Raw genomic sequence first — 24,517 nt, 5'->3', positions numbered from 1 at the left:
TTCTCTCTGTCGGCAGTCGGTAGCAGGCCCGGAACAAAGCCGGCGAATCCGGATTGTCGTGGTCGAAATTCCACACAGCAAACCGGTGAGGCGATAATGGCTGCAGACAGCCTGAAGACACTGCACACAGCCCTGGTCGATGCGCGCAACGGCTATCAGGAAGCCCAGGCGGACGCCGACACGCCGGCGCTCAAGGCGCTGTTCGCCGAGATGATCGCGCTCAAGGAGCGGGATCACGCGGAGCTGCATGACGCGCTCCGGCGGATGGGCGAGACGCCGGACGAGTCCGGCTCCTTCATGTCCACAGTGCATCAGACCGTCATACGTGTCCGCGCCGCGGTGACGGGGCTCGGCACCAATGCGCTGTCGTCGTTCGCCAGCGGCGAGGAGCAGATCCTCAGCCAATACGACGAGGCGCTGAAGGACTGCGTCGGCGACGCCGCCACCACGGCCATGCTGACCCGGCAGCGCGGGACCCTGCAGGCGAAGGTCGCGCAGATGAAGCAGCTCGCGGACTGAGCGCCTGATCGTGCCGAACCTGAAAACCGACGAGCATTTCATGCAGGAGGCGATCAAGGTCGCCACGCAGGACGGCGCCGATCCCGCGCTGTCGCCGATCGGATGCGTGATCGTGCTCGGCTCCGAGATCATCGCGGCCGAGCGCAACCACGTCGCCGACAAGCGCGATGCGACGGCGCATGCCGAGATCGAGGCGATCCGCACCGCCGGCCGCGGCTTCGACGACGGCGAGCTGCGCGGCGCCACGCTCTACACCACCTTGCAGCCCTGCGGCATGTGCACGATGGCCTCGATCTGGAGCAAGGTCGGCCGCATCGTGTTCGGCGCGGGCCGCGACGACGTGCACCAGATGTATTTCGAGGCCCGCCACGTCGACACACTCCAATTCGTCGAGAAGGCCTATCGCGACGACCTCACGATCCAGGGCGGCGTTCTGCGCGAAGCCTGCAGCAAGCTGTATTATCGCCCCTGGGACGATGTTCCGATCGAGGACCAGGGCAACCGCTAGAACCAGGGACATTCTTTCCCTGGCGCAGGCGGCACGAGCAGAGATCCAGCTTGCCGCCGTCGACGTTCCGGCGAGTGCCCTCAGGAAGCCCTGACCATGCCACGACGCCTGCTCACGACCGCGATCCTCCTGGGGCTCATCGCCATGCCACACCCGAGTGATGCCTCACCACTTGCCCACTACAAATGGAAGAACCGCCTCCTGGTGGTCACCGGCCCCGACGACCCAACCGCGCAGCAGCAACGCCGGATCTACGAGGCCGCCAACGCCGGCATGGCCGAGCGCCAGATCCTTCTGCTCCAGGCCGTCGACGACGCCACCTCCTCCCGCCAGCTCCGCGCCGCCGTGGGCACCGACGGCCGCCGCTTCATGGTGTTTCTGATCGGCAAGGACGGCCACACCGCCTTCGCGTCAGAGACCCCGATCTCAGCCGAGGATCTGTTCAATCGTGTCGACGCGATGCCGATGCGAAAGGATGAGATGCGGCGGACAAGGTCGCGGTGAATCCTCGGGCACGGCGGGTTCTCGGGCCGAGCGGGCCGGCGAGAAGCGCTGCGAAGTCTTCTGCACTGTAATCCCGTTTGGCACGACCTTCCACTTCATGCCGATCGGCCCCGCCGTCGGCCATGACGGCTTGGCTGTGCGCGCGCCAAGGCTGATCTCAGCGCCAGAGCCAGCGAGATCGACGCCGTCCTCGCCCGCAACCACGAGCAGGCCATCGCGGACGCACGAAAAGCTGCACGGAAGTGACGATTGTCGTGAAACGATATGCCGGGGTTCGATTCAGCCGATCCGACCGGCCGCCTTAAGCGACCGGCCCGCCATGCGCACGCCATCGGCTCATGCCGCCGGCATAGTGGCGGATGTCCTGCCGTCCCGCCGCCAGCGCCCGCCGCAGCGCGGTCGCCGAGCGGCCGCCGGCCTGGCAAATCAGGACCACCGGCTTGTCGTGCACGAGGCTGTCCGGATCGAAGCGTGACAGCGGATGGTTGATCGCGCCCGGGATGTGGCCGCCCTTGAACTCGTGCGGTTCGCGGACGTCGACGATGACGCAACTGCGCTGTTGATGCGCCTTGATCAGCTCGTCATGCTCGATGGCCGGCACGCTGGTCGATCCCGTCAGCTTGTTGAACAATCCTGCGAGCATTGTATGAACCTCTCGACTGTTGATGATGGGCTGATCGGGTGAAGCAGCCTAACCTTGCGCGCGCCTCGCCTTGGCCTCCGACGCCTCGACCCAGAAGAAGAATGCGCCGGCGCCAATCGCGAGCGCGGCGAACCAGACGCCATCCGGCACGCCGGTGATATCGGGCAGCCGCACCTTGCCGAGCGCCCAGACATTGAGGATGTGAGCCTTCACCCAGTCGAAGCTCAACGCATAGAGGATGGCGCCGACGATCATGCCGAAGGCCCCGACCGCTGCGTGGACGCTGCCGCTGGCGATCGCACCGAGCGCGGTGCCCGGGCAGTAACCGTAGACCACCATGCCGATGCCGAACAAGGCCGCGCCGAGCGCGACCGCCAGCATGTTGGCATCCTTGACGTAGTACTTGGTGTTGCCGGTGTCGACCAGCAGCAGCACGCCGATGCCGCCGACCACGATCGCCGTGCCCATCACCTTCAAGACGGTGAAGTCACGCAGCCGGAACTGGTTCTCGATCACGTTGCAGCTCGTGACCCTGCCCTGCTGCAGCAGATAGCCGAACACGGCGCCCATCAGGATCGGGCCCGCGATGCTCATCAATGACGTCATGACCTCTCTCCCTCTCAGGCCCTACGGAACATGAGGCGCGACACGACCAGGCCGGTCGCGAACATCACCGCCAGGAACAGCCAGCTCGACAGCGCCAATTGCAGGCCGCCGGAAATGCCGTGCCCGCTGGTGCAGCCGCCGGCCAGCCGTGCGCCATACATGATGACGATGCCGCCGAGAAACGCGGCGACGAAGCGCTTCAACACCGATGGTCCGAAGCGTTCCTTCCAGACCTCCGGCACCAGCTCGAGACGCCATGTCCCGGAGATGACCGCCGACAGGAACGCACCGAGCGGAATACCGACCAGGAACCAGACGCCGTAGTCCCATTTCAGCGGCATCGATTTCCAATAGCTGTTGGCGGCGACGGCCTCGGATCCGATCACCGGCGCGGCGAACAGCGACGCGATGCGTGAAAACGCGGTCGTCACGCCGAGCGGATCGCCGAATCCGGCAAAGGCCACCCAGCTCAGGATGCCGATGCCGGCGCCGACGAGATAGGGCGACCAGTCGATTCGTTTGGACTTCCTCGCATCTCCGACGACGACGTCGGTCATGATTGTCATGACGCCTGCCCTCCCTGCTCGCGCACGGCACAGGCCGTGCAGGTACCAGGACATTATATACGTATATTCGAACTTGTGAATATAAATTATGAGGGCGTCGCAGTGCTCGGCAGCGTCTCGCGCTGCACCTGTTTGGCTCCGAACAGCCAGCGGTCGACGACGAAATCGGTCACCGCCGCGCCGAGCCACATGCCGCCGAGCACGATCCAGGCCGTCAGCGCGAACACCGACGCTCCGGTCACGCCAGCTCCGACGGCGCAGCCGCCGGCCAGCATCGCACCGAAGCCCATCAGGACGGCGCCGATCAGATAGCGACGCATGCCGCGCCCGTCCGAGAAGCCTTCGAGATTGAGCTCTCCGGCGAGCGCCGCGGCGACGAACGAGCCGATGAAGACGCCCGGGATGATGCCGAGGTCGAAGCCCGGCTTCAGCTGCTGGCTGGCCAGCACCTGCATCAGGAGCTCGGCGGAAGGTCCACTGAAGGTCAGGCTCTTTAGCGGCACCGGCGCGAACGACGCCTGGCCGAGCTGATAAGTCAGCAGCCAGCCCACAGCGACTGCGGCACCAGCGGCGATGGCCGAGCGCAGGATCTTCGCGCCGACCTGAAACTTCGACACTGCAGCGAGGCCCGCCACGAACCACAACATGCCGAAGCCGAGCTTCTCGGGCGTGCCACCGCCGAACAGGCTCATGATGTCGCGCGACGGCCCGCCGTCGACGAGCCAGAGATTGGTGAGCCACTCGCGCGCCGGCGCGAGCAGGCCGCGATAGGCCGACTGCGCCGTCACCGCGAAGATCAGGCCCGAGAGCAGCGCCCGCAGATTGCCGTTGGCCGAAAGCACCAGGAGCCGGCTGGCACAGCCGCGCGCCAGGATCATGCCGCATCCGAACAGGACGCCGCCGATCATCGCGCCGGAGATGCTGCCCTGCTGCGCCAATTGCCGAGCTTCCGAGACGTCGAGCAGGCCCATTGCGACCAGCGCCTGGGTGCCGAGCAGCGCCGAGGCGAAGGTGAGGAGCCACACCGCCAGACGCGGCCCGCCCTGCCCGCGCGCGAACTCGATCGTTGCCGCACGCAGGCAGAAGCGGCTGCGCTGGGCGAAGAAGCCGAACGCGCCGCCGACTGCGAGCCCGCAGAGCAGCGACACCAGCTCCTCACCCAGAAGGTCGATCAATGCGGTGAGCACAAGCGCTCTCGTCGTTCAGGTCCGCCGCGATCGAACCGGGCGGCGTCGGCAAATGCGCGCCCGTCACGGGCGCAGATAGGCGTATCCGCTCTGCTGCAACTCGGTGAGGCGCACCACCCCGCCCTTCTCCGCCACCGCGAAGCCGGGCAGGAGATCATCGAGCTTCACCCCTTGCGCCTTCATGGTGTTGGCACAGGCATCGAAGCCGACACCGGCTTTCATCAGTCGTTCCGCCAGCGCCGTAATGGTCTGATCGGCGGAGATCGCGTGAAAGGCGCGCAAGCCCGGACCGTGGATCACCAGCCGGATGTCGGCGCGACCGGGCCCGCCGGTGCCGTCGACATGGTTCTGGATGTTGCCGAGCACGAACAGGGCGCGATCCTGATCGGCCAGATGATAGGCGACACGCTGGCGCGGAGACTCCGTCGCAGCCCGGGCGCTGCCGACACCCAATATTCCGAACAGGCTGGCAAGCCCGGCTTGCATCAAGGATCGTCGTTCCATGGTCACTCCTAACGCGCGGCTGCAATGAATCCTGCGATGCGATCAGCGGCATCCTCGGCGGCGAGATCGCGGAAGAAGTGATCGGCATCGTCGATCTTTTCCAGCCGGACACGACTGCCCGCGCGCGCGGCCAAAGGCGCGAACGAGGCTGCCACGTCCGGCACGGTCTTGTCTTGCGCGGCCGCAAGCACCAGGACCGGGAGACTGACGTCCGCGATCAGCGCCGCCGTGTCCTGGCGCCGGTCGGCGCGATAGAATGCGGCGAAGGCACGCGCCGTCACCTTGGCGTCGCGGCAATAGATGAAACCCGGCACCGACATCCAATCACCGCCGCGCCCAGCGGCGATCGCAGCCTCAGCCTTGTCGAGCAGCGGCGCCAAGGGCTGGCCGTAGCTCTCCGCATAGGCGTCTCTCAAGCCGGTCTCGATGCTCGCCGTCGCCGGCGCCAGCAGGATCGCGCCTTCGACGGTCGCGTTCGGATTGGCGACCAGATAGCGCGCGAGCTGATTGGCGCCGCGCGAATGCCCGAGCACGAAGATGCGCGACGAGGTCTTGCGCGCCTCGGCGAGCCAGGCGGCGATCTCTTCGATCGCATCATCCGGCACGTAGTCATGCGGTTTGGCGCAGTCGTACATGCCGGTGCGGCGATCGAGGCCGAGCACGAGGTTGTGCGCCAGTGAGGCGATGCCGCGCTCGGCCAGCGCCCTGGACAGGCCCTGGATGGTCTCCATGTCCTTGTGCGCGAGCGTACCGTGCGTCATCAGCACCAGCGGCACATCCGGTCCCGACTGCGCCGGCAGCCTGAGCGTGCCGAGCGCCGTGCGGCCGCCGATCACGAGCTCGCGCGGCTCCTCCGCGGACAGCGCGACCGAGGCAACGAGACAGACGACGAGAGCGAGCCACCAGCGCATCGCAAATTCCTTCACGGACGCACGATCGTCCAGTTCTTCTCCGCCAGCTCCAGCAGGGTCGCGACCCCGGTCTTGACCACCGTGACGCCAGCGAGCAGCGGCGGCTGCCGCCCTTCCTTGCTCGCGAGCGTCTCCAGGGTGTTGCCGCAGGCGATGAAGCTGACATTGGGCATCGACTTGGCGAAGCCGAGCACCCGCTCCTTCACCGGCGAACGGTCGGCCAACAGCATGTCGAGGCCACCATTGAACGCCACGACCACGATCTCGACCTCGTCGCCCTCGCCCGAATAGTGGCGAGAGACATTGGCGGCGACGTCGAGCACGGCGCGCATCTTGGCCGGATCCTCATCGCTGATCTGCAGCGCGAGCCTGTGCGGCTCCGCTGCAGCGGCAATGGAAGCGGCCCCGCTTGCGGCGAGGGCGACGGATGCGGCCGCCAGCAGGATCTGGCGGCGGCTGCATCCGGCCCTCGTCACTCGACGCCCCGCGGCTTGCCGTCCTTGTCATCAGGCGTAACGTCAACGGCGGTAGCACGTCCAGTGATCTTGACCGGCGCGCTGCAGTTCTTCATGCACGGGTCCTTCTGCCAGAACGCCTTCTCGCTGGTCGCCCGGTCGTCCATGATGAACCCGCCTTCGTTCGGCATCTTGATCGTGGCGAGATTCTTGTCGGTCAGCTCGAAGTTCTGATCGGTGACGATGTCGTTCAGATAGAGCACATAGGCGACCAGCGCGTAGTATTCGTCGACCTTCAGCGACTGCGGGCTGCCGAACGGCATCGCGTGGCGGACATAGTCGAACAAGGTCGAGGCGTAAGGCCAGTAGGAGCCGACCGTCTTGACCGGATTGTCCGAGGTCAGCGAGCCCTTGCCGCCGGCGAGCACCGGCCAGCGGCCGGCGCCCTCGCCGAACTCGCCATGACAGCTGGCGCAATTGTCCATGAACAGCTTTTCGCCCTGGGCGACGGTACCCTTGCCGGTCGGCAGACCCTGCCCGTCCGGCCGCACGTCGATGTCCCAGCCGCGGATCTCCTCAACGGTCGGCGCGCGGCCGATGTTGAAGCGCTGTGGCGAATTGGCTTCCGTCTTCGCCTCGGTCTTCGGCTCGGACTTGACCTCAGTTTTGGCGGCGATCTTCTCCCCCGGACCGCCGGCGAACGCGACCGAGCCCGCGAGGGTGGCGAGCGCGACTGCAAGGATCAGCTTAGGCGACCTCGACATTCTCGACCTCACCGTTTGCCTGCACATGCCAGGTCTGGATGCCATTGTTGTGATAGATGGAGTTGTAGCCTCGCACCTTGCGCAGCTCCGCCTTGGAGGGCTGGACGTAGCCGGTCTCGTCCTGCACCCGCGACTGCAACAGCAGCGGCTCGCCGTTCCAGTCGAACTCGTAGTAGAACCGTGTCAGCGCCTTATCCAGCACCGGGCCGTCGATGCGCGCCGGCCACCAGTTGCGGCCGCCATCCAACGACACGTCGACGCGCTTGACCTTGCCGCTGCCCGACCACGCCAGGCCCGAGACGATCGTAAAGCCCTTGCCGTGCTTGATCGGCGCCTGCGGGCTCGGGCTCGTGATGACCGACTTCGCATCCATCGACCAGGTGAAGCGCCGCGCCTTGCCGTTCGGCAGCAGGTCCGTGTACTTCGACGTCTCCTCGCGGGTCTGCCAGGGCTGGTCGCCGACCTCGATGCGCCGCAGCCATTTGACCCAGAGATTGCCCTGCCAGCCCGGCACGACCAGGCGCATCGGATAGCCCTGCTCGGGATACAGCGCCTCGCCGTTCATCTTGTAGGCGATGATGCAGTCGTCGAGCGCCTTCTCGATCGGCAGGCTGCGATCCATCGACGCGGAGTCGGCGCCCTCGACCAGCAGCCATTTGCCGCTGGGCTTGACGCCGGTCTCCTCCAACAGCGTGCGCAGCGACACGCCGGTGTATTGCACGCAGTGGATCATGCCATGGGTGAACTGGCAGCCGTTGAGCTGGGCGCCGCGCCATTCCATGCCGGAATTCGCCGCGCATTCCATGAAGTGGATGCGGTTGACGCGCGGGTAGCGCTTGAGCTCGTCGAGCGTCAGCAGCAGCGGCCGCTCGACCAGGCCGTGGATCATCAGCCGGTGATCGGCCGGATCGACCTCGGCGACGCCGCCGTGATGGCGCTCGAAGCACAGCCCGTTCGGCGTGATGATGCCTTCCAGCTCATGCAGCGGCGTGAAGCTGACCGAGGATTCGCGCGAGGCCGTCAACCACTCGACGTCGCGGCGAATGACGTCCTTCTCGAACTTCGACGGCTTGCCGTAAGGGCGAACCGCGACGCCCTCGCCGAGGGTGCGCGTCCATTCCGGCACGTTCGGCGGCTGGTTGGCGGGATTGCCGGCGCCTGCACGGGCCTGCGAGGCCAGCGCGGTGGCTGCGAGGCCACCGGCGGCGGTCAGGAAACCACGGCGCGAGGCGCGTGGGGCCGAGGGAACGGATTTGTCCTTGGACATCGTCGTCACACTCCGGAGACTTTGACGGCCCGGTTGGGCTCGAGACGCACGGTTTTCTTGCGCTGCAGATAGCTCGACACGACCTCCCAGATCGGCGGGCCCTGCGTGCCTTCATTGACGCTGGCCCAGCCGGCGACCTGGTATTCGCGCGCCGGATCGATTGCGGCACCGGTCTTGATCAGGCGCATGTCGGAGATGCGCTGCCCCTGGGGCTTGTTGACATCGATCGCATAGGACATGCCGCCGATGCGAACCATGTCCCCGCCCTGCTGGTAGTAGGGGTCGACGTTGAACAGATTGTCGGCGACGTCCTCGATGATCTCCTTGAGGCGCGTGCCGGTCATGCCCATGCGATACACCGCGGGATAGGTGATCGCGGTGGCGTTGGTGACGTCCTCGAAGGTGATGTCCTGGCCCGGCATCACGCTGGTGCCCCAGCGGAAGCCCGGCGACAGCGCGATCTCGGAATCGCGCTCCTGCAGCAGCGCCTGGCAGATCAGGTCATCGAAGGTGCCGTTGAAGTTGCCGCGGCGATACAGCAGCGTCTCGGTGCGTCCCAGTGGACGGGCGAGCTCGGCGGCGAACGGCTTGCGCACCTCAGCGATCTTGGCCGCCATCGCCGTGTCAGGCGTGATCACGTCGGAGAACAGCGGGATCAGCTTGTAGCGATAGCCTTTGACCTCGCCGTCCCTGACGTCGAGATCGAGCCGCGAGACGAACTTGCCCGAGGAGCCGGAGGCGATCAGCAAGGTCTTGCCGACCTTGACCGCTTCGGGCAGCGCATCGTGGGTGTGACCGGTGAGGATGACGTCGAGGCCCTTGACGCGGCTGGCCAACTTGCGATCGACGTCGAAGCCGTTATGCGACAGCAGCACGACAAGGCCGGCGCCATCCTTGCGCGCCTTGTCGACCTGGGTCTGGACGTCCTCCTCGCGCACGCCGAACGACCAGTTCGGAATCATCCAGCGGGGATTGGCGACGGGCGTATAAGGGAACGCCTGGCCGAGCACCGCGATCTTGACGCCGCCGCGCTCGATCATCGTCGAGGCTTCGAACGCCGGCTCGTTCCATTCGGTGTCGCGGATGTTGAGACCCAGGAACGGAAAGCCGAGACCATCGACGGCCTGCTTGACGCGCTCGGTGCCGTAGGTGAACTCCCAATGTCCGGTCATCGCATCCGGCTTCAGCAGCGCCATGCAATCGATCATGTCCTGGCCGCGCGTCTTCAGCGACGACCATGATCCCTGCCAGGTGTCGCCGCCGTCGAGCAGCACCACCTTGTCGCCGCGCTCGGCGCGGATGGCCTTGATGACGGTGGCGGCGCGGTCGAGCCCGCCGATCCGCCCGTAGGTCTTGGCCAGCGCCTCGAAATCCTCCGACGTCAGCGCGTAGGCCGACGACGAGCTCGGCGCGATGCCGAAGCGGGTGAGGAACTCCTTGCCGGTGACGTGCGGCGGCTGGCCCTTCGCGTCACCGACGCCGAGATTGGTCGACGGCTCGCGGAAATACAGCGGCATCAGCTGGCCGTGAATGTCGGTGACATGCACCAAGGTGACATTGCCGACCGGCTCGAACGCCAGCAGCTCCTTCTCCGTCAGCTTCTGCTGGGCGAAGGCGCGGGACGTGCCGCCCGTCAAGGCAGCCGCCGCCAATGCGACCTGAACGAATTCGCGACGCGATATCATGATGTGTCTTCCTTGTGTCCGCTAGTTGCGGACCGACGGTGTCTCGACGGGCAGGCCGATGCCGCGCCAGGCGACGTAGAGCTCGAGCGCGAGGAACTCGTCCGACAGCGGCTTGTAGGGCACGCCGCGCACGTCGAACATGCAGCCCTCGAAGCGCTCGTGCAGCGGGATCAGGCGCTGATCGCGCAGCCGGTAGGTCGGAAAGCCGTTGGTCTGGCCCTGGCTGAGGAAGTCGGCGCGCATGAACTTGCCGTTGTTCTTCTCGTGACAGGAGGCGCAGGCGAGATCGAGCTGGCCGACCCTGGTATAGTAGATCTCCTTGCCCTTCTCGAGCCAGGGCGACATCGGACCGTCGGTCTTGACCGCGACCGGCATGCCGCGCGACTGGAAGCGGACGAAGGTCGTCATGTCCGTCAGCTCCTTGGACTTGAACGCCCAAGGCTGCGCCTTCATGTGCTCGATGCGGCAGATGTTGATCTGCTGCTCAAGATTGACCGGCTTGTTGAGCTTCTCGCTCCATTTGGGCATCGCCGCGCCGACGCCCTTCATGGTCGTTTCAGCCTCGCCGTGGCAGCTCATGCACGACTTGCCTTCGCTGCCGTCGACCGTCTTCCACATGTCGGCGGCCCGCTCGACTGCGAGGAAGCCCGGGTTCTCCAGGTCGTCGTCCTGCAGCGCGCGGGTCTCCTTGGTGCGGAACTGGTAGCCCGAAATGATGGTCTTGAAGACGTGACCGGGAGGCGCCGGAATGCCCTTCCGTTCCGCCTCCTGGCCGAACACGGCGATCGCCGAGAAGGTCAGAGCGGCCGTGGCCAGGACAGCGAGAGAACCGTAGCGAATGGACATCTGTCACTCCCCGTAGCGATCGGCAGCCTGCCGATCAGGCCTTCAACGCGATCTTTTCCTCGGCCGTCACCACCGAGCCGTCATCATCCGTCCACGCGAACTTGAACGTGCCTTCCTCGTCGATCCTGGCGTCGAACTGGATGTACGGGTTGGCGGAGATCGCCGGCTCCAGGGCGCAGGAGAACACCGGCTTGCCGTTGAACTCGCAAGCGAACTTGTTGATGATCTTGCGTGGGATCGGCTTGCCCTGCGCATCCTTGCGCTGGCCCGATTCCATCAGATGCGAGACCAGCGTCTTGATCTGGATGATCTCGCCCTTCTTGGCTTCCTTTGGAAGCTTGATCCGCGGCTTGTCTGCCATATCAGTCTCTCCCCTGTCTCAGCCGCCGCAGCCGCCGATGGTGACCTTGACGGTCTTGCGCTCGGTGAACAGCGAGCCGTCGCTCATCTTGGCCACCGCGATCACGTTCTGGGTCTGCGCCAGGCGGATGCGGATCGAGGCCTCGGCCTTGCCAGACATTGGCGTGAACATCAGCGTCGCGACGCCGGCGTTCGGATTGCCGTCGGCCACGAACAGCACTTCCTTGACATAGCTCTCGGCGGTCATCGGGCTTTCGACCGTGAGTGCGAGCGGCACGGTGTTGCCGTTCTCGGCGATCTCAGGCAGATCGAGCGTGATCTTGCCCTTCGCGGCTTCCTTACCGCCGGTGAACTTCTTGATCAGCTCGGCCGCGTCGTTGCTCGGCTCGGCGTTGGCGGCCATCGGCAGCACCGTCAGGGCGACGAAACCGCCGCCGAGAAGGAACGCCTGTCGTCTGTTGATTGCGCCCATGCATCATCCTCCAGAGGCGGTTATTTCAGTGTTTCGAGAAAGGCCACGACGTCCTCGACCTGCGCGGCGGTGAGAATCGGCTTGCCGACGAATTCGGGACGGACGCGATTGAGGCCGTCGTTCTTGTGGAAGGCGGGCATCACCGTATCGGTGAAGATGCGCTTGGGATCGGCGACGATGACGCGCAGCTGCGCCGTGTTGTAGCGGGTCGCGACGCCGTCGAGCGACGGACCGAACTCGCCGTGAAACTCCTCGGACTTCAGCGCCGAGACCTGATGGCAGGCAAGGCAATTGCCGAGCGTTCGCGTCAGGAACACCTTCTTGCCGGCGTCGGCATTGCCAGGCGCGCCCGTCAAGGATTTCGGAATGGCGAAGTCGACGACATCGAGCCTGATCGGCTCGTCGCCTCGAGCCGCCGCCGAGAGCAACGCGCAAAACAAGGCGGCCGGAATCAAACGGCGCATGCTTCCACCCTGACCGACGAGGCTTCCCCCCGCCTGCTGATGACGCGACGGACTTACGGTCCGTCATATTCACGAATTATGATTTGAGAATATGATTAGTGTCAACCGAATTCGATGCGGCAGCGCACTCAACCTTTGGAGGCGGCGAGATAGTCGCGGAACGTGCCGCGCTCATAGGCCTTGTCGCGCGCGAAACGAAACATCGCCAGGAAGTGCGGCGGCTTGAGATACCCCGGCGCCCGGGCCACCTCGCGCGCGAGCGGCTCTTTTGCGGCCACGCCGTCCACCGAAGGCGGAAAGAACTGGAAGGTCGGCGTGAACCTGATCGCGTAGCGCTCGGCAAGCTCCTTCTCGGTGAGCTCCTTGCCGTCGAAGTCGGTCACCTTGCGGGCGCCGAGCAGATTGAGCTGCAGCACCTCGAAGTTCGCCCGGATGTAGTCGGTGATGCCGGGATCGGCGAAGTTCACCAGATGCGTCTCGCGGCAATACGGACAGCCGCGCAGCTCCCACATGATCGCAAGCCGCTTGCCTTCCGATGCCGCGCTGTCGAGATCTTCGCGAAGATCGAGGAAGCTGTTGAGGAACCACGGCTGATGATAGAGCCCGTCGTCGCCGAGCACCGCGTCCGCTCGCGCCAGCCTCGGCACGGCGCCGAGGACGGTTGCAGCAGGGAGCATGGCAATCAGGCCGCGCCGCGTCATCGTCGGGTTCGAAGTCATGAGCCTGCTCGCGCGCTTTGCCAAGTCGGCCGAAGTTCGATACACCATATTCGAATAGCAGAATATGAAAAGGACATTCGATGCTGCGCCGCGCCATCATTCTGTCCATCGTGCTGTCGTGTCTCGCCCCAAGCGTCCATCTGCATGCCGCAGAGAAAGCGGACATCGCGGCGCTGATGCCGGCGGCGATGGCCAGCCTGCGCGCCGCTGCGAGCTACGCGCGCACCGGCAATATCGGCCTCGCGCAGATCGAGCTCGACGATGCCCGACGGGCCTGGGCAAGGCTCGGCGGAGTGACCGAGCGCGCGCTGGCCCCCGATTCGGACAGGTCGCTTTCGGAGCTGATCGCCGGCGGTAACGATCGCCTGAGCAAGGCCGACGCGGCGCTGACCGCAGGTGATGGCGCCCGAGCCGCGGCGGACATCGCCGCGCTGCGCCAGTCGATCCACGCGCTGAGACGTGATGCAAGCGTGATCGAGCTCAGCGACTGCGTGTTCGAGCTCGCTCCCGTCATGAACGCGTTGCGCGAGGTCGCGGCGCGCTTTGCCTCGGCCAAGGCTGGGCCTGGCGAGGTCGTCGAGGCGGGCGACGCGTTGAGCGCGCGGTTGCAGCGCTGCAACGGCCTCGCCGCGCCGGACGTCGCGAGCCAGGCCGAATTCCGCCGCCTGATCGACGGCGCCACCACCAGCGCCCAGGAGATCGGACGCGCCGCGCGCGCGGGCGATGGCGGGCTCGTGCATCGCTACGAGATCGAGCTGCAATCCTTCGTCAACCTGCTCGACTTCCGCTTCGGCTGATCAGCCGATGGTGGCGAGCGAGGGGAAGCGCTCGAAGATCCATTGTGACATCTCCGGAATGACACCGGCGAGGAAGGCCGCGCCGGTGAGAACGAGAAAGCCGCCCATGGTCTTTTCGACCCATGGCAGATGCGGCTTGATCCCCTTCAGCATCGTCATGAACTGCCCGGTGAAGGCCGCCGCGATCAGGAACGGAATGCCTGTTCCGACCGAATAGGCCGCGAGCAGCAGCGCGCCCTTCGCCACGGTCGCCTCCGCGCCGGCCATCATCAGCACGGCGGCGAGCACCGGCCCCGCGCACGGCGTCCAGCCGAAGGCGAAGGCCAGCCCCATGACAAAAGCGCCAAGCAGGCCGGCCGGCTTGCGGCCGACATCGATCGTCGCGCTCCGGTACAGCAAGGGAATCCTGAGCACCCCGAGGAAATGCAGCCCCATCGCGATGATGACGAGTCCCGCGACGATTCCGAGCTGGCTGAGATGGCCGGCGATAAAGCGCCCGAACATGGACGCGGTCGCCCCCAGGCCGACAAATACCAGCGAGAAGCCGGCGACGAAGCACAGCGCCGTCAGCACCGTCCGGCGCCGCTGCGCCACGCCGCCCTCGGCGATGGTATCGGCGGCCGAGACGCCGGCCATGTAGCACAGGAACGGCGGGACCAGCGGCAGGATGCAGGGGGACAGGAACGACAGGAGGCCGGCGGCCAGCGCAGCGCCGAGCGTGACGTCGAGATCCATCTCACCTCCCCGCGGCCAGTGCTGCGGCGCTGCCATACGGCAGGCTTCGGAATTCACGCACTAGTACATATTCGAATTTAATGATAGATTGGTCGGCAAGTCCAGAGAGGATGGCGGCATGTCCGGTCAAATCACAGCTTGCAGGCTCGCAACGCTCGCCTCGGCCGCGATCGCCGTCCTGTGCCTGTCGTCCCCGGTCCTCGCCTCCGAGCTCGTGATGTTCGAGCGCCCCGGCTGCGGCTGGTGCGCCCGGTTCAATGCCGAGATCGCGCCGATCTACGCCAAGACCGACGAAGGCCACGCCCTCCCCCTGCGGCGGGTCGACCTGACCCAGCCACTGCCGGCGGATCTCGCCGGCATCGACCCGGGCGCCTTCACGCCGACCTTCGTCGTGGTCGACCAGGGCCGCGAGATCGGTCGGATCCGCGGCTACCCGGGCGATGCGTTCTTCTTTGGGATGCTCGGCCGCATCATGAATGCTACAAGCGGGACGCCGGCCCGCTCCTGACGAACAATCGAGGATCCCAAATTCATGCCGCTGCCGAAGTTGAAGGACATCGAAACCTCCGCCGAGCTCGAGCAGATGATCGAGAAGGCACGGGAAGCCAGCGAGATGCTGAAGGCGCTGTCGCACGAGTCCCGGCTGCTGCTGCTGTGCATCCTGTCCGAAGGCGAAAAGTCCGTCACCGAGCTCGAGCAGTTTCTCGGCGAGCGGCAGTCGACGGTCTCGCAGCAACTCGCCCGTCTCAGGCTCGACCGGCTGGTGACGACGCGACGCGACGGCAAGACGATCTACTACAGTCTCGCCAGCGATGACGTCCGCAAGATCCTGACCGCCGTCTACGACGTCTTCTGCGAGCCGGTCCGCAAGCGCCGCCGCTGAACGCCGCTCTGCGCTGCGATATCGTCGCCCGCATGCGCAATACACGAGCGCGGGCGCCGGCAGCGGACGTCGCAACAGCTCTGGCTTCGCCGTCGATCCTGGCGCACAATCACCCGGACAAGAACAAGGACATCGGGGAGGCATGCTCAGTCCGTCAGCTCTGACGTTCATGTGCGGGCTGCTGGCAGGCGCCGTGCTCGGCGTGGCCGGCCGCGCCGGGCGCTTCTGCACGCTCGCGATGCTCGAGGACGCGTTCTTTGGAGCCGACACGCGGCGGCTCAAATCCTTCGCCCTGGCTGCGGCCATCGCGCTGGTCGCGACGCAATTGCTGGCCAGCTTCGGCCTCGTCGATCTCTCCCGGTCGATCTATCTCACCTCCTCCATTCCGCTCGGCGGCGCCATCCTCGGCGGCCTGCTGTTCGGAATCGGCATGGCGCTGGTCGGCACCTGCGGCTTCGGGACCTTGGTCCGCATCGGCGGCGGTGATCTGCGCGCGATCGTCGTCTTTCTCGTGCTCGGCGTCTCGGCCCTGGCGGCGATGCGCGGGCTCACTGGCTTCATGCGCGTCGGCCTGATCGAGCCGCTGTCGGTGCATCTGCCTGACACGATGACCCAGGGCATGGACGCGCTGCTGTCGCCTGCGCTCGGCTCCTATGCCAGGCCTGTTCTCGTCTCTCTGGTGGCGGTGGCGCTCGCAGCCTGGGCGCTGGCCGATGGCCGGCTGGTAAGATCGCCGCGCCTGTTGTTGTCGGGGCTTGCCGTCGGCGGCGCGGTCGCCTTCGGCTGGTTTGCAACGGGATGGCTGGGGAATGACGATTTCGATCCGGAGCGGGTCGCCTCGCTCACCTTCGTCGCGCCGCTCGGCAATACGGTGCTGTACATCGCCACGCTCTCCGGCAGCCACACCGACTTCGCGATCGGCTCGGTCCTGGGGGTGATCCTGGGGTCCTTCGCCGCCGCGATGGTCTCGCGCGTCTTCCGCTGGGAAGCCTGCGACGACGCGCGCGAGCTGAAGCGTCACATGATCGGCGCGCTCTTGATGGGCACCGGCGGCATCCTGTCGATGGGCTGCACCATCGGCCAAGGCCTGTCCGCATTCTCGACGCTGGCACTGTCGGCGCCGCTCACAATGCTCGCAATCAGCTGCGGCGCACGCCTTGGACTCGAATACACCATGACCGGCGAATGGCGGCCGGCCTTGCGCAACCTGCTCCGGATGAGCCATTGACGTCTGCACGCAAGGGCAATGATCCTGCGCGTCCCGGCGTGACATCGTCACCGGCACCTTCTCCACGTTTCAAACACCGGGCGTGACTGCGCCATCTCGCGGCGGCTTCCGCCCGAGCTTTGCGATCGATCGACCTCTCCTTTGAAGAAGAGGCGCAGGGAAGACCGGGTATCGGCTGACACCCGCGGTCCGCGTGCAACAAGAAGCACGCGGCAGAACCACAGGTTCAGCCCAATATCCGGCCTTCCCTGCGCGACGGTTTTGCGACTTATAGGCGCTCTCCCCGGGGACCGGCTGTCTTGCCCCCGTCACCAGCGGATCATCATCACCACCGGCTTGGTCTCAGCGTCGGGAGACCAGGACCACACCACTTCGCCGTCGCCTCGCTCCGTCCGTCGGCCCGGCTGTGACACCAGGCTGCAGAGCAACGCGCCCATCGCATCTTCCGGCTCGACGCTCGTGACGATCGCGAAACGTCCCTCTTCAGCGAGCCGGGATGCGCGAGAATGTGGATGTGATTTGCCCGACGGCGCAAGGGAGAAGTGCGCGACAAACTGGCACGACGGGCAGTTGGCGCATGTGAGGCATGCAAGAAGTGCCCGTCGGGAAGATGTTTGTTGGAAGATGGGGTGTCCGTGAGTGGCTTACGCCGTCGCTACGTCGCGACCAACTTGCTCAATCGCAGCGAGGGAAGCCGACAAACGAGTTCCGCGCGGTCCAGCACTTGCGCCGCAATCCGTGTGCTCGTATCCGACGGATTGCCACAGAATGTACCATGCCTAGTCCGGGTTAACGCCACCTCAGATCGTTGACCCTCGGTCAATGCGCATGGCAATCGAGAACAAGCGCTCGAACCAAAAACCCAGCGGGTATGGCGTCGGCCTGTGCATCAAGCTTGGTCTGGACCTGATGGATCGTGGCGTTCGAGGTCGCTGCCTTGCGCCCATCAGCGTCATCCCATTTATCCTTGTCGAACCAGCCGACAATATATATCCCGACGGGCGCGCGCAGCCGGACTAGATACTCTTCGTAGAGCTGATTCTCCAGCGCAGTAAACAGCGCGGCATTCCAGCAACCTTTCGTCTCGATCACGGCGGTAATCGTGTCGTAGGATACTCCGTCATCAGATCGCCTGATCGCATCGACGCGGATATCGGTACGCTTGCCGACTGGGGCGCCCGGGATGCGGCCCACTTCAACTTCGCGGTTCGCAACAATCCCGCGGTCAACCAACTCGCGCCGCAGAAACAGGCTGACGTGATCTGACAGACTATCTTCTTCCACTGGACGAAACATCTTGCCACCGCCTTGGCGATCCCAGAGGCTGCGTACTGGGCTCTGCTCGCCATGCAATTCAGCTTCGTATTTTCGTAACGCCGAGGTGAGAAGCCCGCACAGGTCAGCGGGCGTCTGCACCAGTTGCCGCTCCCGTGATTCAGTGAGACGGAAGACTTCGCTGGGGCTGAGCGGTGCCCACGTCTTGATCCGCATCGTTTGCTCGGCGTCACGCAAAAGAAACGGCAGCCACACGAGTTTGGGAAGCTCGGCAATCGTCCAACGCATGGCATGGACCGCGGCATGCGTGCCTTTGCTGACGAGTAAAGAAATCAGGCCGTCGCGCAAATGACCGACCATTTCGTGCGGGCCGACGAAATGCGCTTCGCCCGAATTATGCTTCGGATCGTCAGCGACTGGAAACAAGCGGTGCAGCAACACGTATATTTCAGCAATTTGTTGTTCTTCCAATTCTGCGAAGAACGAGGCCTCGAAGCGATAATTCGAAGCCAGATCAAGGAACAGCGAGCGTGCGAATTGCGCATTCTGCGAAATTCGCGCCTGGATGGCTGGCCACGCATCCGTTACACAATGTTTTGCCAAAACGCTGGCCACGACCAACATCCGCGACTGGCTGGGCATCGGCTCCTGGCTAAGAATCGCGATGGCATGGTCGCGAGCGGGAGTAAACTTGGCCGACAGCAGCATCTCAAGAATAGTGCGGAATTGTTCATCCGAATTTACAGGGTCGCGCAATTCATCGAGGAGCACCTGTTTGAGGGATTCGCTTTCCCAGCATCCCTCGAGTTCACGCAAAACATGGAAGCTGACACCGGGCGCCACACTCGCGTTGGGATCAGCCTTAGCCGCCTCCGCCCTCTCACTATTCAATACCCTCTTTATGGCCCCCACGAACTCTGCAGGCGCCCTGCTTAACGCGTCAACGACTACCTCGGCATGAAGTTTGGGCCGTTCAGACCCCGTGTTTTTCGGAAGGCCAGCGATTGCGGGCGCCCACTTTTGCCATATCACTAAGGGAATCGATCCGTAGATCGCCGGCTCCAATTCCTTCATCAAAATGAAGGCCCGGTATGCCGCGAGGTCGTTCAGAAACAGCTTATTTGTTCCGATCCATTCGTCTACCGAGGTTTCACCGACGTTTAGATATGCTTCGGCGACTCGCAATATCCGCAATCGGGTCGCTTCGTCGGAGGCGATCCATCCGGCCATGCCGGTAATTGCATATTCGAGGTCGGAGCCGTAGACTGTACTGGCGGGCGCCAAGGTCAGCTCTCGGTTGAGTTGCCACCATGCGCGCCATTCCCCTGCTTCAAATCGCGTCAGCAGGGTCTCAATTCGTTCCGCTGGCGGCGGCGTCAACGGTGATGGCCGCCGCTCCTCAAACTCTTTCATCATCTCTTGGTTTTTGCGCAGCATCTGGGCGTCGGCAGAGTCCAGTGGCACTCCTTCAAACACCGCGAGAAAGTGTTGCCATAGCAGCGGCCATTGCAGCGCCGTTTCGTAGAGCCGTTCGAAATGGGCCGGGTCGTCGCGGTCGAAGGTCATCTCGACCATGTTGCAGAGCGTGGCCTCGTCGAGGGGCATGTCGGCTTGGTGCTGGCCAAGCAACCAGAAGAAATCGTCCCGACGGATGAAGCCGGCACGAACTAGGTAGAACACCTGCATTCTCTCGATACCGCGCTTAACAGCGGCACGGATAAACCGGCGTCGACGCACTACATCGGCATTTAGCGCCTCTCGAAACTGCTCCTGTGCCCGATGGCCGGTCCCGCGCAATAGCGCACCGGACTGCTGCAGGCACGCGAACACATAGTCCAGCAATGGCTCTACGATTTCCGAGTTTTCGAGATTCGCCCAACCTCGAAACAGGATTGAATCGGCCAGCGACTTACGATGGAAATCGCCCATGTATCCCGAGGATGCGACAAACGAAGTAGCCCACCTTAAAGCAACTGGTAGGTCCTGGATCGCTAGTGACTCCGGAAGGGTATGGGTCAGAAACATGACGTAGGCGCCAACGTAACCCTCATTAGGTTGCGCTAGCATGGCGAAGAGTTCGGATGCGCAGAGGTGTTTGGGCCAGAGGATTTCGAGCGCATGCCCCCTGATACCGTCGTTCGGATCGGAGCCAAGTTCGCCCTTGGCCAGCACGAGAATCTGCGCAGGGACGGTCTGGTCACCACAGGTCTGCAATGAGGAGACAGCACGCGTGCGAAGCTCGGGGTCGGCTGTCGGATCGAGGGCCACCTGAAGCAATTCCGGCTGCAGCTCCGTTACATCGCAGGAGCCCGCCATCATGATTGCGCCGCGGCGGCTCACAAGGTTCTTTCGGCTATCAATGATATAAGGACGCAATTGCGTTGCCAGGTGTGGATGAGCGAGCTTGGCGTAATAGTCGGCGATACCAGGGATGAAATCACGTAGATTCTGACACTCAAAGGCTGTGAGGAGCGACGCGACCAATGCCGCAATATCGCCCTCGCTCCACCCGGTCAGATCGCCGCGCAGCAGAACCAGGGGTTCACTTGCGATAAGAACATCGCGAATCTGCTTACTCAGCGACGCGATCCAGGCAGCGACAACAGCGAGTTGGGGCACTAAGCCGCCCGAGGGGTGAAGTAGTATCTTGAGTACATTCTCGGACGAGACCTTCCGTTCGACGAGGTATTGCGCCGCCAAGAATTCAGCAAAACTCTGGTGTGCCCACCCCATGAGTTCGCCGCCGTGCGAGGTGAACAGGCCAGTATCGAGCACCTCGCGAACATGATCCTGAGTGATGTCGGGCAAATCCCCTTCTTCATGCTGACACGCCAGAACCGATACCGCGACGTCTTCCTCCGGAACGCCGTCCGACTCTATGCCGGTCCAGACCGCATAGCGGTTGGCGAACATCGTCGCGGCCGCGAGACGGCCGGCGACGCGCAGCCTCTGAGCGGGATTGAGCGTACCTAGGCGCCGCGCATTGCGCCTGCTCGAATTTGTTTCCTCGCAGAGCTTGAGGCAGCCGCGAGTGTAGAGATCCACGAGGCTACGCGGAAGCCGTCCATCACGCTGGAATAGACCGAGCAGCAGATTCAACGTCAATGGCTTTATCGCGAAAGGTACGACATCAGCCGCGTATAGTTCTCTGATAAAGGTGTTGGCGTCGACGCCGAGCGCACCTGCGGCTGTCACCACGTCTTTGCGCCGGAGCGGCGCCAACTCAAAAATTCCAACTGCGTCGGCACCCCAAAGGTCATTCAGCACCGGCTCCAGGATCGCACCCGGCCAGACTGCGGTTCGGCAGGCAATTCTTAGCGACATCCGTGACGCCGGGTAGCGCGGCAATTCGCTAGCTAGGAGGTTTGCGATGCTATCGATGCGCAGGAGCGCTTCGTCCAAGCTGTCGAGATGGAGGACCAGATGCGAGGTATTCGTTGTCCATGCGATGAACTCGGGGCTGCCAAAGACCCTCTGATGGAGCAGCGTATCGCTTGAATAGGCGCGCAAGTCGACGTGGATTGAGGTCGTACGGTCGGCGACAACGTCTGTAGACACACGCGCAGCTTCTGCCTCCAGAGTGGTTGACTTACCGATGCCGGGCTCCCCGAGGAGGACAAGTGCGCGATATTTTTCGAGTTCGGCCAACGTCGCTGGGGTCGCAGGATGAGATCGATGCAATGGGCCGGTCGGGTCGGCCAAGAAGCCGCCGTCGGACAGGTCGAGCATGCCGGTGCGAGCAATCCAAAAGCGCTGCCAATCGTACTGACGCTTGGCGCTTCCGATGTAAGAGCTGCCGAGCGGAGATTGGGCTTTTTTCATGGCTGCACGCGAAAAATGGCGTCCAAGTGTCAATGCCAAATGATTGTTTACTGTTGATATTCGCCTTCGAAGACTTCCGAGGACTTCAACAGTAATACTAGCTCGCCAGGCTTAGCCTTGAGCGCCAAGGCGCGGCACCGCTTGGCAACGTTGCGAATTACGTGACGCTGCACAATGCTCGCGTCCCCCGCAAGCGTCAACGCGATCGCGGCTTCACCCCAGCGATCATTAGCCTCTACAAAGTCGGGTCCTCAAGCAAGAACTGCAAGGATGTGAGTTGCTGGGCGCCCGACCATGACGAAGAATGCCGACGCTGGCGGCTTCTCCCTACTCCCACTCGATTGTCGGGCAAGCGCATAACCCATTGATCCCAAGGGCGTTTACTGAGATGCAGCCTCAGGATGCCGATGGTGAGACCGACGGTTTTATTTCGTATTGATTCCACAGGAATATTCTGCCCGGTCCTGCCGGGCACGCTCTCGAGAGCTATCGGCTGCTATCGTCCTGGACGGATGTTGGCGAACCTTGTCAAACAGGTCCCCTGTGGTCCATGACGAGAGCGCGGCGCTCGCAGCGCAAGCCGGCGTCGCACGGGCGACGAACATGCTGCGCCGTCCGGGGTCGGCGCTCCCTCGTGCCGTCAGCTCCCCAGCGCAAGCGCAAGGGGCTGCTGCCGGGAGATCATCCTGCCGAAGCCCGACTGCTCGTCAGCACGGCCACCGCGTCGGCAGCGCGAACGCCGGCGCCCGCGGGAAGAACAAACAGCGGGTTGATTTCGGCCTCGACGATGCGCCCGTCGAGCGCAACAGCCATCGCGGCGAAATTGACGATCGCGCTGACCAATGCCTCGACATCGAGTTTCGCGCGCCCGCGATAGCCGTCGAGCAAGGGCCAGCACCTGAGTTCTTGAACCATCTCCAGCGCGAGCTCGTGCGACAACGACGTCTCCGAAGACAGCAGCCGGATGACCGTGTCGCTCAAGAGCTCGGCCGTGACGCCTCCCATGCCGAGCAGCAGAACCAGACCGAGCGGATCGCGGTGGCAACCGAGGATGAGCTCCAACCCGCCGCCTGGAGCCATTTCCTGCACCAGGAAAGCTTCCGGCGCACGTCCCGCGTTGGCCGTGACGACGTCTCGCATGCGATCGAGAGCATCACCCACCGTTGCGACATCGAGCCCGATGACAACGCCCCCGACATCGCTCTTGTGGGTGATCGTCGACGAGAGAATCTTCAGGACGACGTTGCCACCGAACTCTCGCGCCGCCTCACGAGCTTCGGCCCCGTTCGCGACGATCTTCTCCCGTACGACGGGGATGCCGAACCTTGCGAACAACACCTTGGCCTTGTGCTCGTCAAGCGAGCCAACCCAGTCGTGGGGAATGTCGACGGCCGGACGCGGTCGAGGTTCTTCGAACCGACGGAGCGGGCGCCCAACGGCCCACAGGGCGTTGAGAGCAACGGTGACCGCTTCTGGCGTGCTGAAGGTCGGAACGCCCTGTGTCGTCAACCGTGACACGGCTTCCGGCGCATGCGGGCTCACATAGGCCAGCAATGGCTTCGAACCGTCGGACTTCGCCTCGCGGATGGCATTGCTGATCAGATCGGGATTGCGCACGCTCGTCGCGCCGACGATCACCACCAGCGCATCGTAGGCGGGGCTGGCCAGCAGCGTTTCGATGCAGCCCTTCAGGATCGCCGGCTGCAGGCCCGCAAGGGTCACGTCGACCGGATTGGTCCTCAATGACGATGGACCATCGGGCATAAGGGCGACGAGTTGCGCCGCAGTCGCAGCGTCGGGGTCCGGCGCTTCGAGGCCGTTCAGGCCGAAGCTGTCCACGATGAGAGTCCCTGCCCCGCCGGTCGACGTCAGGATCGCGACGCGGCGTCCCATCAATGCCGGCTGTGTCGCAAGTGCAGCGGGAATGTCGACGAGGTCACCGAAGGTCTGAGCCCGGACGATGCCGAGATCGCGGAAGAAAGCATCATATGTCCGGTCAGTGCCGGCCATTGCTCCCGTGTGCGAGGCGGCGGCGCGTGCGCCGGCTTCCGAACGGCCGATCTTCAAGGCAACGATTGTCTTGCCCGCCTCTCGCGCCCGGCGCGCCGCGCGGCGAAATTTCTCCGGGTGACGGATGGCCTCGACGTAGAGGGCGATCACGGATGTGTCGGGGTCGTCGGCCAGATGGTCGACGAAGTCGGCAATCTCCAGATCCGCTTCATTGCCGGTCGCAATCAGCTTGGAGAGACCGACACCGCCTGCTGTCAGCCGCGAGAGCAATGCGCCAAGAATTCCGCCGCTTTGCGAGACAACGCTGACCGAACCTTTTAACAGAGCGCCTGCCGACAGCGCGCCGCTCGCCGACAGCGGCACCGAGTTCGAGACGTTCACGAGGCCGATCGTATTCGGTCCGAGGAGACGCATTCCGCCTGCCGCGGCAAGAAGCTGCTGCTGGCGCTCCCGTCCGTCTTCTCCGCTTTCACCAAACCCGCCGGCGAGGACGATCGCGTATCTCGTGCCCTTGGCCGCCAGTTCACGCACCGCCTCCACCGCGTGAGCCGAACCAAGCAGGACCATCGCGACGTCAGGTGATGACGGCAGCGCCTCGATGCTCTTGTAGCAGCGAAGACCGTCTATGTCGGCGACGCGCGGATTGACCGGGAAAATCTCGCCTCCGAACATCTGCTGCCGCAGGAAGCGGATCGGCAGACCGGAGGTCTTGGTCGAGTCCGCGGAGGCGCCGACGATGGCAATGCTGCGCGGATTGAACAAAGCATCCAGGGACATCGACTGCGCT

At 64.2% G+C, this 24,517-nt stretch carries 26 protein-coding genes; 7 read left to right on the top strand and 19 right to left on the bottom strand.

Annotated features, from left to right (window positions below; translation table 11 throughout):
• The first annotated feature begins 96 nt into the window (after positions 1–96).
• The 3 genes from ACQR07_RS17860 to ACQR07_RS17850 all read left to right on the top strand — a co-directional run bounded on the left by ACQR07_RS17860 (position 97) and on the right by ACQR07_RS17850 (position 1,531).
• Entirely contained in the window at positions 97–519 is a 423-nt protein-coding gene (locus ACQR07_RS17860; RefSeq protein ID WP_434903541.1) for a ferritin-like domain-containing protein, read from the top strand.
• A 10-nt stretch (positions 520–529) separates the two neighbouring features.
• The gene (locus ACQR07_RS17855; RefSeq protein ID WP_434903540.1) at positions 530–1,027 is read left to right on the top strand and encodes a nucleoside deaminase; all 498 of its coding nucleotides are present in this window, start codon (positions 530–532) and stop codon (positions 1,025–1,027) included.
• Between the two features lie 96 nt (positions 1,028–1,123).
• Complete coding sequence (locus ACQR07_RS17850) at positions 1,124–1,531, top strand: DUF4174 domain-containing protein (protein ID WP_434903539.1); 408 nt, start codon at positions 1,124–1,126, stop codon at positions 1,529–1,531.
• Positions 1,532–1,832: 301 nt separating this feature from the next.
• Here the strand turns inward: ACQR07_RS17850 and ACQR07_RS17845 are convergent, their stop codons facing one another.
• The 15 genes from ACQR07_RS17845 to ACQR07_RS17775 all read right to left on the bottom strand — a co-directional run bounded on the left by ACQR07_RS17845 (position 1,833) and on the right by ACQR07_RS17775 (position 12,938).
• A complete protein-coding gene (locus tag ACQR07_RS17845) occupies positions 1,833–2,174 on the bottom strand; it encodes a rhodanese-like domain-containing protein (RefSeq protein ID WP_434903538.1) in 342 nt (113 codons plus the stop codon).
• Positions 2,175–2,222: 48 nt separating this feature from the next.
• Positions 2,223–2,780 (bottom strand): YeeE/YedE thiosulfate transporter family protein, encoded by a 558-nt coding sequence (locus ACQR07_RS17840; RefSeq protein ID WP_434903537.1) that lies wholly within the window; start codon positions 2,778–2,780, stop codon positions 2,223–2,225.
• 14 nt (positions 2,781–2,794) lie between these two features.
• Positions 2,795–3,337, bottom strand: coding sequence for a YeeE/YedE thiosulfate transporter family protein (locus ACQR07_RS17835; RefSeq protein ID WP_434903711.1), 543 nt, complete (start codon positions 3,335–3,337; stop codon positions 2,795–2,797).
• A gap of 95 nt (positions 3,338–3,432) precedes the next feature.
• The gene (locus ACQR07_RS17830; protein ID WP_434903536.1) at positions 3,433–4,533 is read right to left on the bottom strand and encodes a YeeE/YedE family protein; all 1,101 of its coding nucleotides are present in this window, start codon (positions 4,531–4,533) and stop codon (positions 3,433–3,435) included.
• A 63-nt stretch (positions 4,534–4,596) separates the two neighbouring features.
• On the bottom strand, positions 4,597–5,037 hold the full coding sequence (locus tag ACQR07_RS17825; protein WP_434903535.1) for a DsrE family protein: 441 nt from the start codon (positions 5,035–5,037) through the stop codon (positions 4,597–4,599).
• A gap of 8 nt (positions 5,038–5,045) precedes the next feature.
• Complete coding sequence (locus ACQR07_RS17820) at positions 5,046–5,948, bottom strand: alpha/beta hydrolase (RefSeq protein ID WP_434903534.1); 903 nt, start codon at positions 5,946–5,948, stop codon at positions 5,046–5,048.
• 11 nt (positions 5,949–5,959) lie between these two features.
• Entirely contained in the window at positions 5,960–6,394 is a 435-nt protein-coding gene (locus ACQR07_RS17815) for a hypothetical protein (RefSeq protein WP_434903710.1), read from the bottom strand.
• A gap of 26 nt (positions 6,395–6,420) precedes the next feature.
• Positions 6,421–7,212: a c-type cytochrome gene (locus ACQR07_RS17810; RefSeq protein WP_434903533.1), complete on the bottom strand. Its 792-nt coding sequence runs from the start codon at positions 7,210–7,212 to the stop codon at positions 6,421–6,423.
• Entirely contained in the window at positions 7,151–8,434 is a 1,284-nt protein-coding gene (gene soxC, locus ACQR07_RS17805; RefSeq protein ID WP_434903532.1) for a sulfite dehydrogenase, read from the bottom strand. The genes ACQR07_RS17810 and soxC overlap by 62 nt, the downstream gene beginning before the upstream one ends.
• A 5-nt stretch (positions 8,435–8,439) precedes the next feature.
• Positions 8,440–10,119, bottom strand: coding sequence for a thiosulfohydrolase SoxB (gene soxB / locus ACQR07_RS17800; protein WP_434903531.1), 1,680 nt, complete (start codon positions 10,117–10,119; stop codon positions 8,440–8,442).
• Positions 10,120–10,140: 21 nt separating this feature from the next.
• A complete protein-coding gene (soxA, locus tag ACQR07_RS17795; protein ID WP_434903530.1) occupies positions 10,141–10,965 on the bottom strand; it encodes a sulfur oxidation c-type cytochrome SoxA in 825 nt (274 codons plus the stop codon).
• A gap of 34 nt (positions 10,966–10,999) precedes the next feature.
• On the bottom strand, positions 11,000–11,326 hold the full coding sequence (soxZ, locus tag ACQR07_RS17790) for a thiosulfate oxidation carrier complex protein SoxZ (RefSeq protein WP_434903529.1): 327 nt from the start codon (positions 11,324–11,326) through the stop codon (positions 11,000–11,002).
• A gap of 18 nt (positions 11,327–11,344) precedes the next feature.
• Positions 11,345–11,797 (bottom strand): thiosulfate oxidation carrier protein SoxY, encoded by a 453-nt coding sequence (gene soxY, locus ACQR07_RS17785; protein ID WP_434903528.1) that lies wholly within the window; start codon positions 11,795–11,797, stop codon positions 11,345–11,347.
• Positions 11,798–11,817: 20 nt separating this feature from the next.
• A complete protein-coding gene (soxX, locus tag ACQR07_RS17780) occupies positions 11,818–12,261 on the bottom strand; it encodes a sulfur oxidation c-type cytochrome SoxX (RefSeq protein ID WP_434903527.1) in 444 nt (147 codons plus the stop codon).
• 128 nt (positions 12,262–12,389) lie between these two features.
• A complete protein-coding gene (locus tag ACQR07_RS17775) occupies positions 12,390–12,938 on the bottom strand; it encodes a SoxW family protein (protein ID WP_434903709.1) in 549 nt (182 codons plus the stop codon).
• 122 nt (positions 12,939–13,060) lie between these two features.
• On the opposite strand from ACQR07_RS17775, the gene ACQR07_RS17770 reads away from it, so the two are divergent.
• On the top strand, positions 13,061–13,777 hold the full coding sequence (locus ACQR07_RS17770; protein WP_434903526.1) for a hypothetical protein: 717 nt from the start codon (positions 13,061–13,063) through the stop codon (positions 13,775–13,777).
• On the opposite strand, the gene ACQR07_RS17765 is transcribed toward ACQR07_RS17770, so the two are convergent.
• Complete coding sequence (locus ACQR07_RS17765; RefSeq protein ID WP_434903525.1) at positions 13,778–14,512, bottom strand: cytochrome c biogenesis CcdA family protein; 735 nt, start codon at positions 14,510–14,512, stop codon at positions 13,778–13,780.
• Positions 14,513–14,630: 118 nt separating this feature from the next.
• Here ACQR07_RS17765 and ACQR07_RS17760 point away from each other — a divergent pair, with 118 nt between their 5' ends.
• The 3 genes from ACQR07_RS17760 (at position 14,631) to ACQR07_RS17750 (ending at position 16,623) form a co-directional block, all read left to right on the top strand.
• Positions 14,631–15,020: a thioredoxin gene (locus ACQR07_RS17760; protein WP_434903524.1), complete on the top strand. Its 390-nt coding sequence runs from the start codon at positions 14,631–14,633 to the stop codon at positions 15,018–15,020.
• Between the two features lie 24 nt (positions 15,021–15,044).
• On the top strand, positions 15,045–15,395 hold the full coding sequence (locus ACQR07_RS17755) for an ArsR/SmtB family transcription factor (RefSeq protein WP_434903523.1): 351 nt from the start codon (positions 15,045–15,047) through the stop codon (positions 15,393–15,395).
• Between the two features lie 142 nt (positions 15,396–15,537).
• Complete coding sequence (locus ACQR07_RS17750) at positions 15,538–16,623, top strand: YeeE/YedE family protein (RefSeq protein ID WP_434903522.1); 1,086 nt, start codon at positions 15,538–15,540, stop codon at positions 16,621–16,623.
• 308 nt (positions 16,624–16,931) lie between these two features.
• Here the strand turns inward: ACQR07_RS17750 and ACQR07_RS17745 are convergent, their stop codons facing one another.
• From ACQR07_RS17745 to ACQR07_RS17735, 3 genes are all read right to left on the bottom strand, one after another.
• On the bottom strand, positions 16,932–17,060 hold the full coding sequence (locus ACQR07_RS17745; RefSeq protein WP_434903521.1) for a hypothetical protein: 129 nt from the start codon (positions 17,058–17,060) through the stop codon (positions 16,932–16,934).
• 382 nt (positions 17,061–17,442) lie between these two features.
• The gene (locus ACQR07_RS17740; protein WP_434903520.1) at positions 17,443–21,720 is read right to left on the bottom strand and encodes an NACHT domain-containing protein; all 4,278 of its coding nucleotides are present in this window, start codon (positions 21,718–21,720) and stop codon (positions 17,443–17,445) included.
• 681 nt (positions 21,721–22,401) lie between these two features.
• Positions 22,402–24,507 carry an acetate--CoA ligase family protein gene (locus tag ACQR07_RS17735; RefSeq protein WP_434903519.1) on the bottom strand — a complete coding sequence of 702 codons (2,106 nt, stop codon included), beginning with the start codon at positions 24,505–24,507 and terminating at the stop codon, positions 22,402–22,404.
• Between the last annotated feature and the right edge of the window lie 10 nt (positions 24,508–24,517).

It is taken from the genome of Bradyrhizobium sp. HKCCYLS20291 (genome assembly GCF_051167715.1).
Taxonomy (GTDB): domain Bacteria; phylum Pseudomonadota; class Alphaproteobacteria; order Rhizobiales; family Xanthobacteraceae; genus Bradyrhizobium.
This window is presented reverse-complemented; position numbering and strand designations above follow the sequence as displayed.

What these genes read in the sequence shown, in the direction of transcription:
- ACQR07_RS17810 (WP_434903533.1), bottom strand. Translation starts at nt 7,212, where the DNA reads ATGGCATCCAGACCTGGCATGTGCAGGCAAACGGTGAGGTCGAGAATG.
- soxA (WP_434903530.1), bottom strand. Translation starts at nt 10,965, where the DNA reads ATGTCCATTCGCTACGGTTCTCTCGCTGTCCTGGCCACGGCCGCTCTG.
- ACQR07_RS17860 (WP_434903541.1), top strand. Translation starts at nt 97, where the DNA reads ATGGCTGCAGACAGCCTGAAGACACTGCACACAGCCCTGGTCGATGCG.
- ACQR07_RS17835 (WP_434903711.1), bottom strand. Translation starts at nt 3,337, where the DNA reads ATGACCGACGTCGTCGTCGGAGATGCGAGGAAGTCCAAACGAATCGAC.
- ACQR07_RS17745 (WP_434903521.1), bottom strand. Translation starts at nt 17,060, where the DNA reads ATGGGCGCGTTGCTCTGCAGCCTGGTGTCACAGCCGGGCCGACGGACG.
- ACQR07_RS17755 (WP_434903523.1), top strand. Translation starts at nt 15,045, where the DNA reads ATGCCGCTGCCGAAGTTGAAGGACATCGAAACCTCCGCCGAGCTCGAG.
- ACQR07_RS17740 (WP_434903520.1), bottom strand. Translation starts at nt 21,720, where the DNA reads ATGAAAAAAGCCCAATCTCCGCTCGGCAGCTCTTACATCGGAAGCGCC.
- ACQR07_RS17765 (WP_434903525.1), bottom strand. Translation starts at nt 14,512, where the DNA reads ATGGATCTCGACGTCACGCTCGGCGCTGCGCTGGCCGCCGGCCTCCTG.
- ACQR07_RS17850 (WP_434903539.1), top strand. Translation starts at nt 1,124, where the DNA reads ATGCCACGACGCCTGCTCACGACCGCGATCCTCCTGGGGCTCATCGCC.
- ACQR07_RS17760 (WP_434903524.1), top strand. Translation starts at nt 14,631, where the DNA reads ATGTCCGGTCAAATCACAGCTTGCAGGCTCGCAACGCTCGCCTCGGCC.
- soxX (WP_434903527.1), bottom strand. Translation starts at nt 12,261, where the DNA reads ATGCGCCGTTTGATTCCGGCCGCCTTGTTTTGCGCGTTGCTCTCGGCG.
- ACQR07_RS17770 (WP_434903526.1), top strand. Translation starts at nt 13,061, where the DNA reads ATGCTGCGCCGCGCCATCATTCTGTCCATCGTGCTGTCGTGTCTCGCC.
- soxY (WP_434903528.1), bottom strand. Translation starts at nt 11,797, where the DNA reads ATGGGCGCAATCAACAGACGACAGGCGTTCCTTCTCGGCGGCGGTTTC.
- ACQR07_RS17820 (WP_434903534.1), bottom strand. Translation starts at nt 5,948, where the DNA reads ATGCGCTGGTGGCTCGCTCTCGTCGTCTGTCTCGTTGCCTCGGTCGCG.
- ACQR07_RS17750 (WP_434903522.1), top strand. Translation starts at nt 15,538, where the DNA reads ATGCTCAGTCCGTCAGCTCTGACGTTCATGTGCGGGCTGCTGGCAGGC.
- ACQR07_RS17840 (WP_434903537.1), bottom strand. Translation starts at nt 2,780, where the DNA reads ATGACGTCATTGATGAGCATCGCGGGCCCGATCCTGATGGGCGCCGTG.
- soxC (WP_434903532.1), bottom strand. Translation starts at nt 8,434, where the DNA reads ATGTCCAAGGACAAATCCGTTCCCTCGGCCCCACGCGCCTCGCGCCGT.
- ACQR07_RS17845 (WP_434903538.1), bottom strand. Translation starts at nt 2,174, where the DNA reads ATGCTCGCAGGATTGTTCAACAAGCTGACGGGATCGACCAGCGTGCCG.
- soxZ (WP_434903529.1), bottom strand. Translation starts at nt 11,326, where the DNA reads ATGGCAGACAAGCCGCGGATCAAGCTTCCAAAGGAAGCCAAGAAGGGC.
- ACQR07_RS17735 (WP_434903519.1), bottom strand. Translation starts at nt 24,507, where the DNA reads ATGTCCCTGGATGCTTTGTTCAATCCGCGCAGCATTGCCATCGTCGGC.
- ACQR07_RS17825 (WP_434903535.1), bottom strand. Translation starts at nt 5,037, where the DNA reads ATGGAACGACGATCCTTGATGCAAGCCGGGCTTGCCAGCCTGTTCGGA.
- ACQR07_RS17775 (WP_434903709.1), bottom strand. Translation starts at nt 12,938, where the DNA reads ATGCTCCCTGCTGCAACCGTCCTCGGCGCCGTGCCGAGGCTGGCGCGA.
- soxB (WP_434903531.1), bottom strand. Translation starts at nt 10,119, where the DNA reads ATGATATCGCGTCGCGAATTCGTTCAGGTCGCATTGGCGGCGGCTGCC.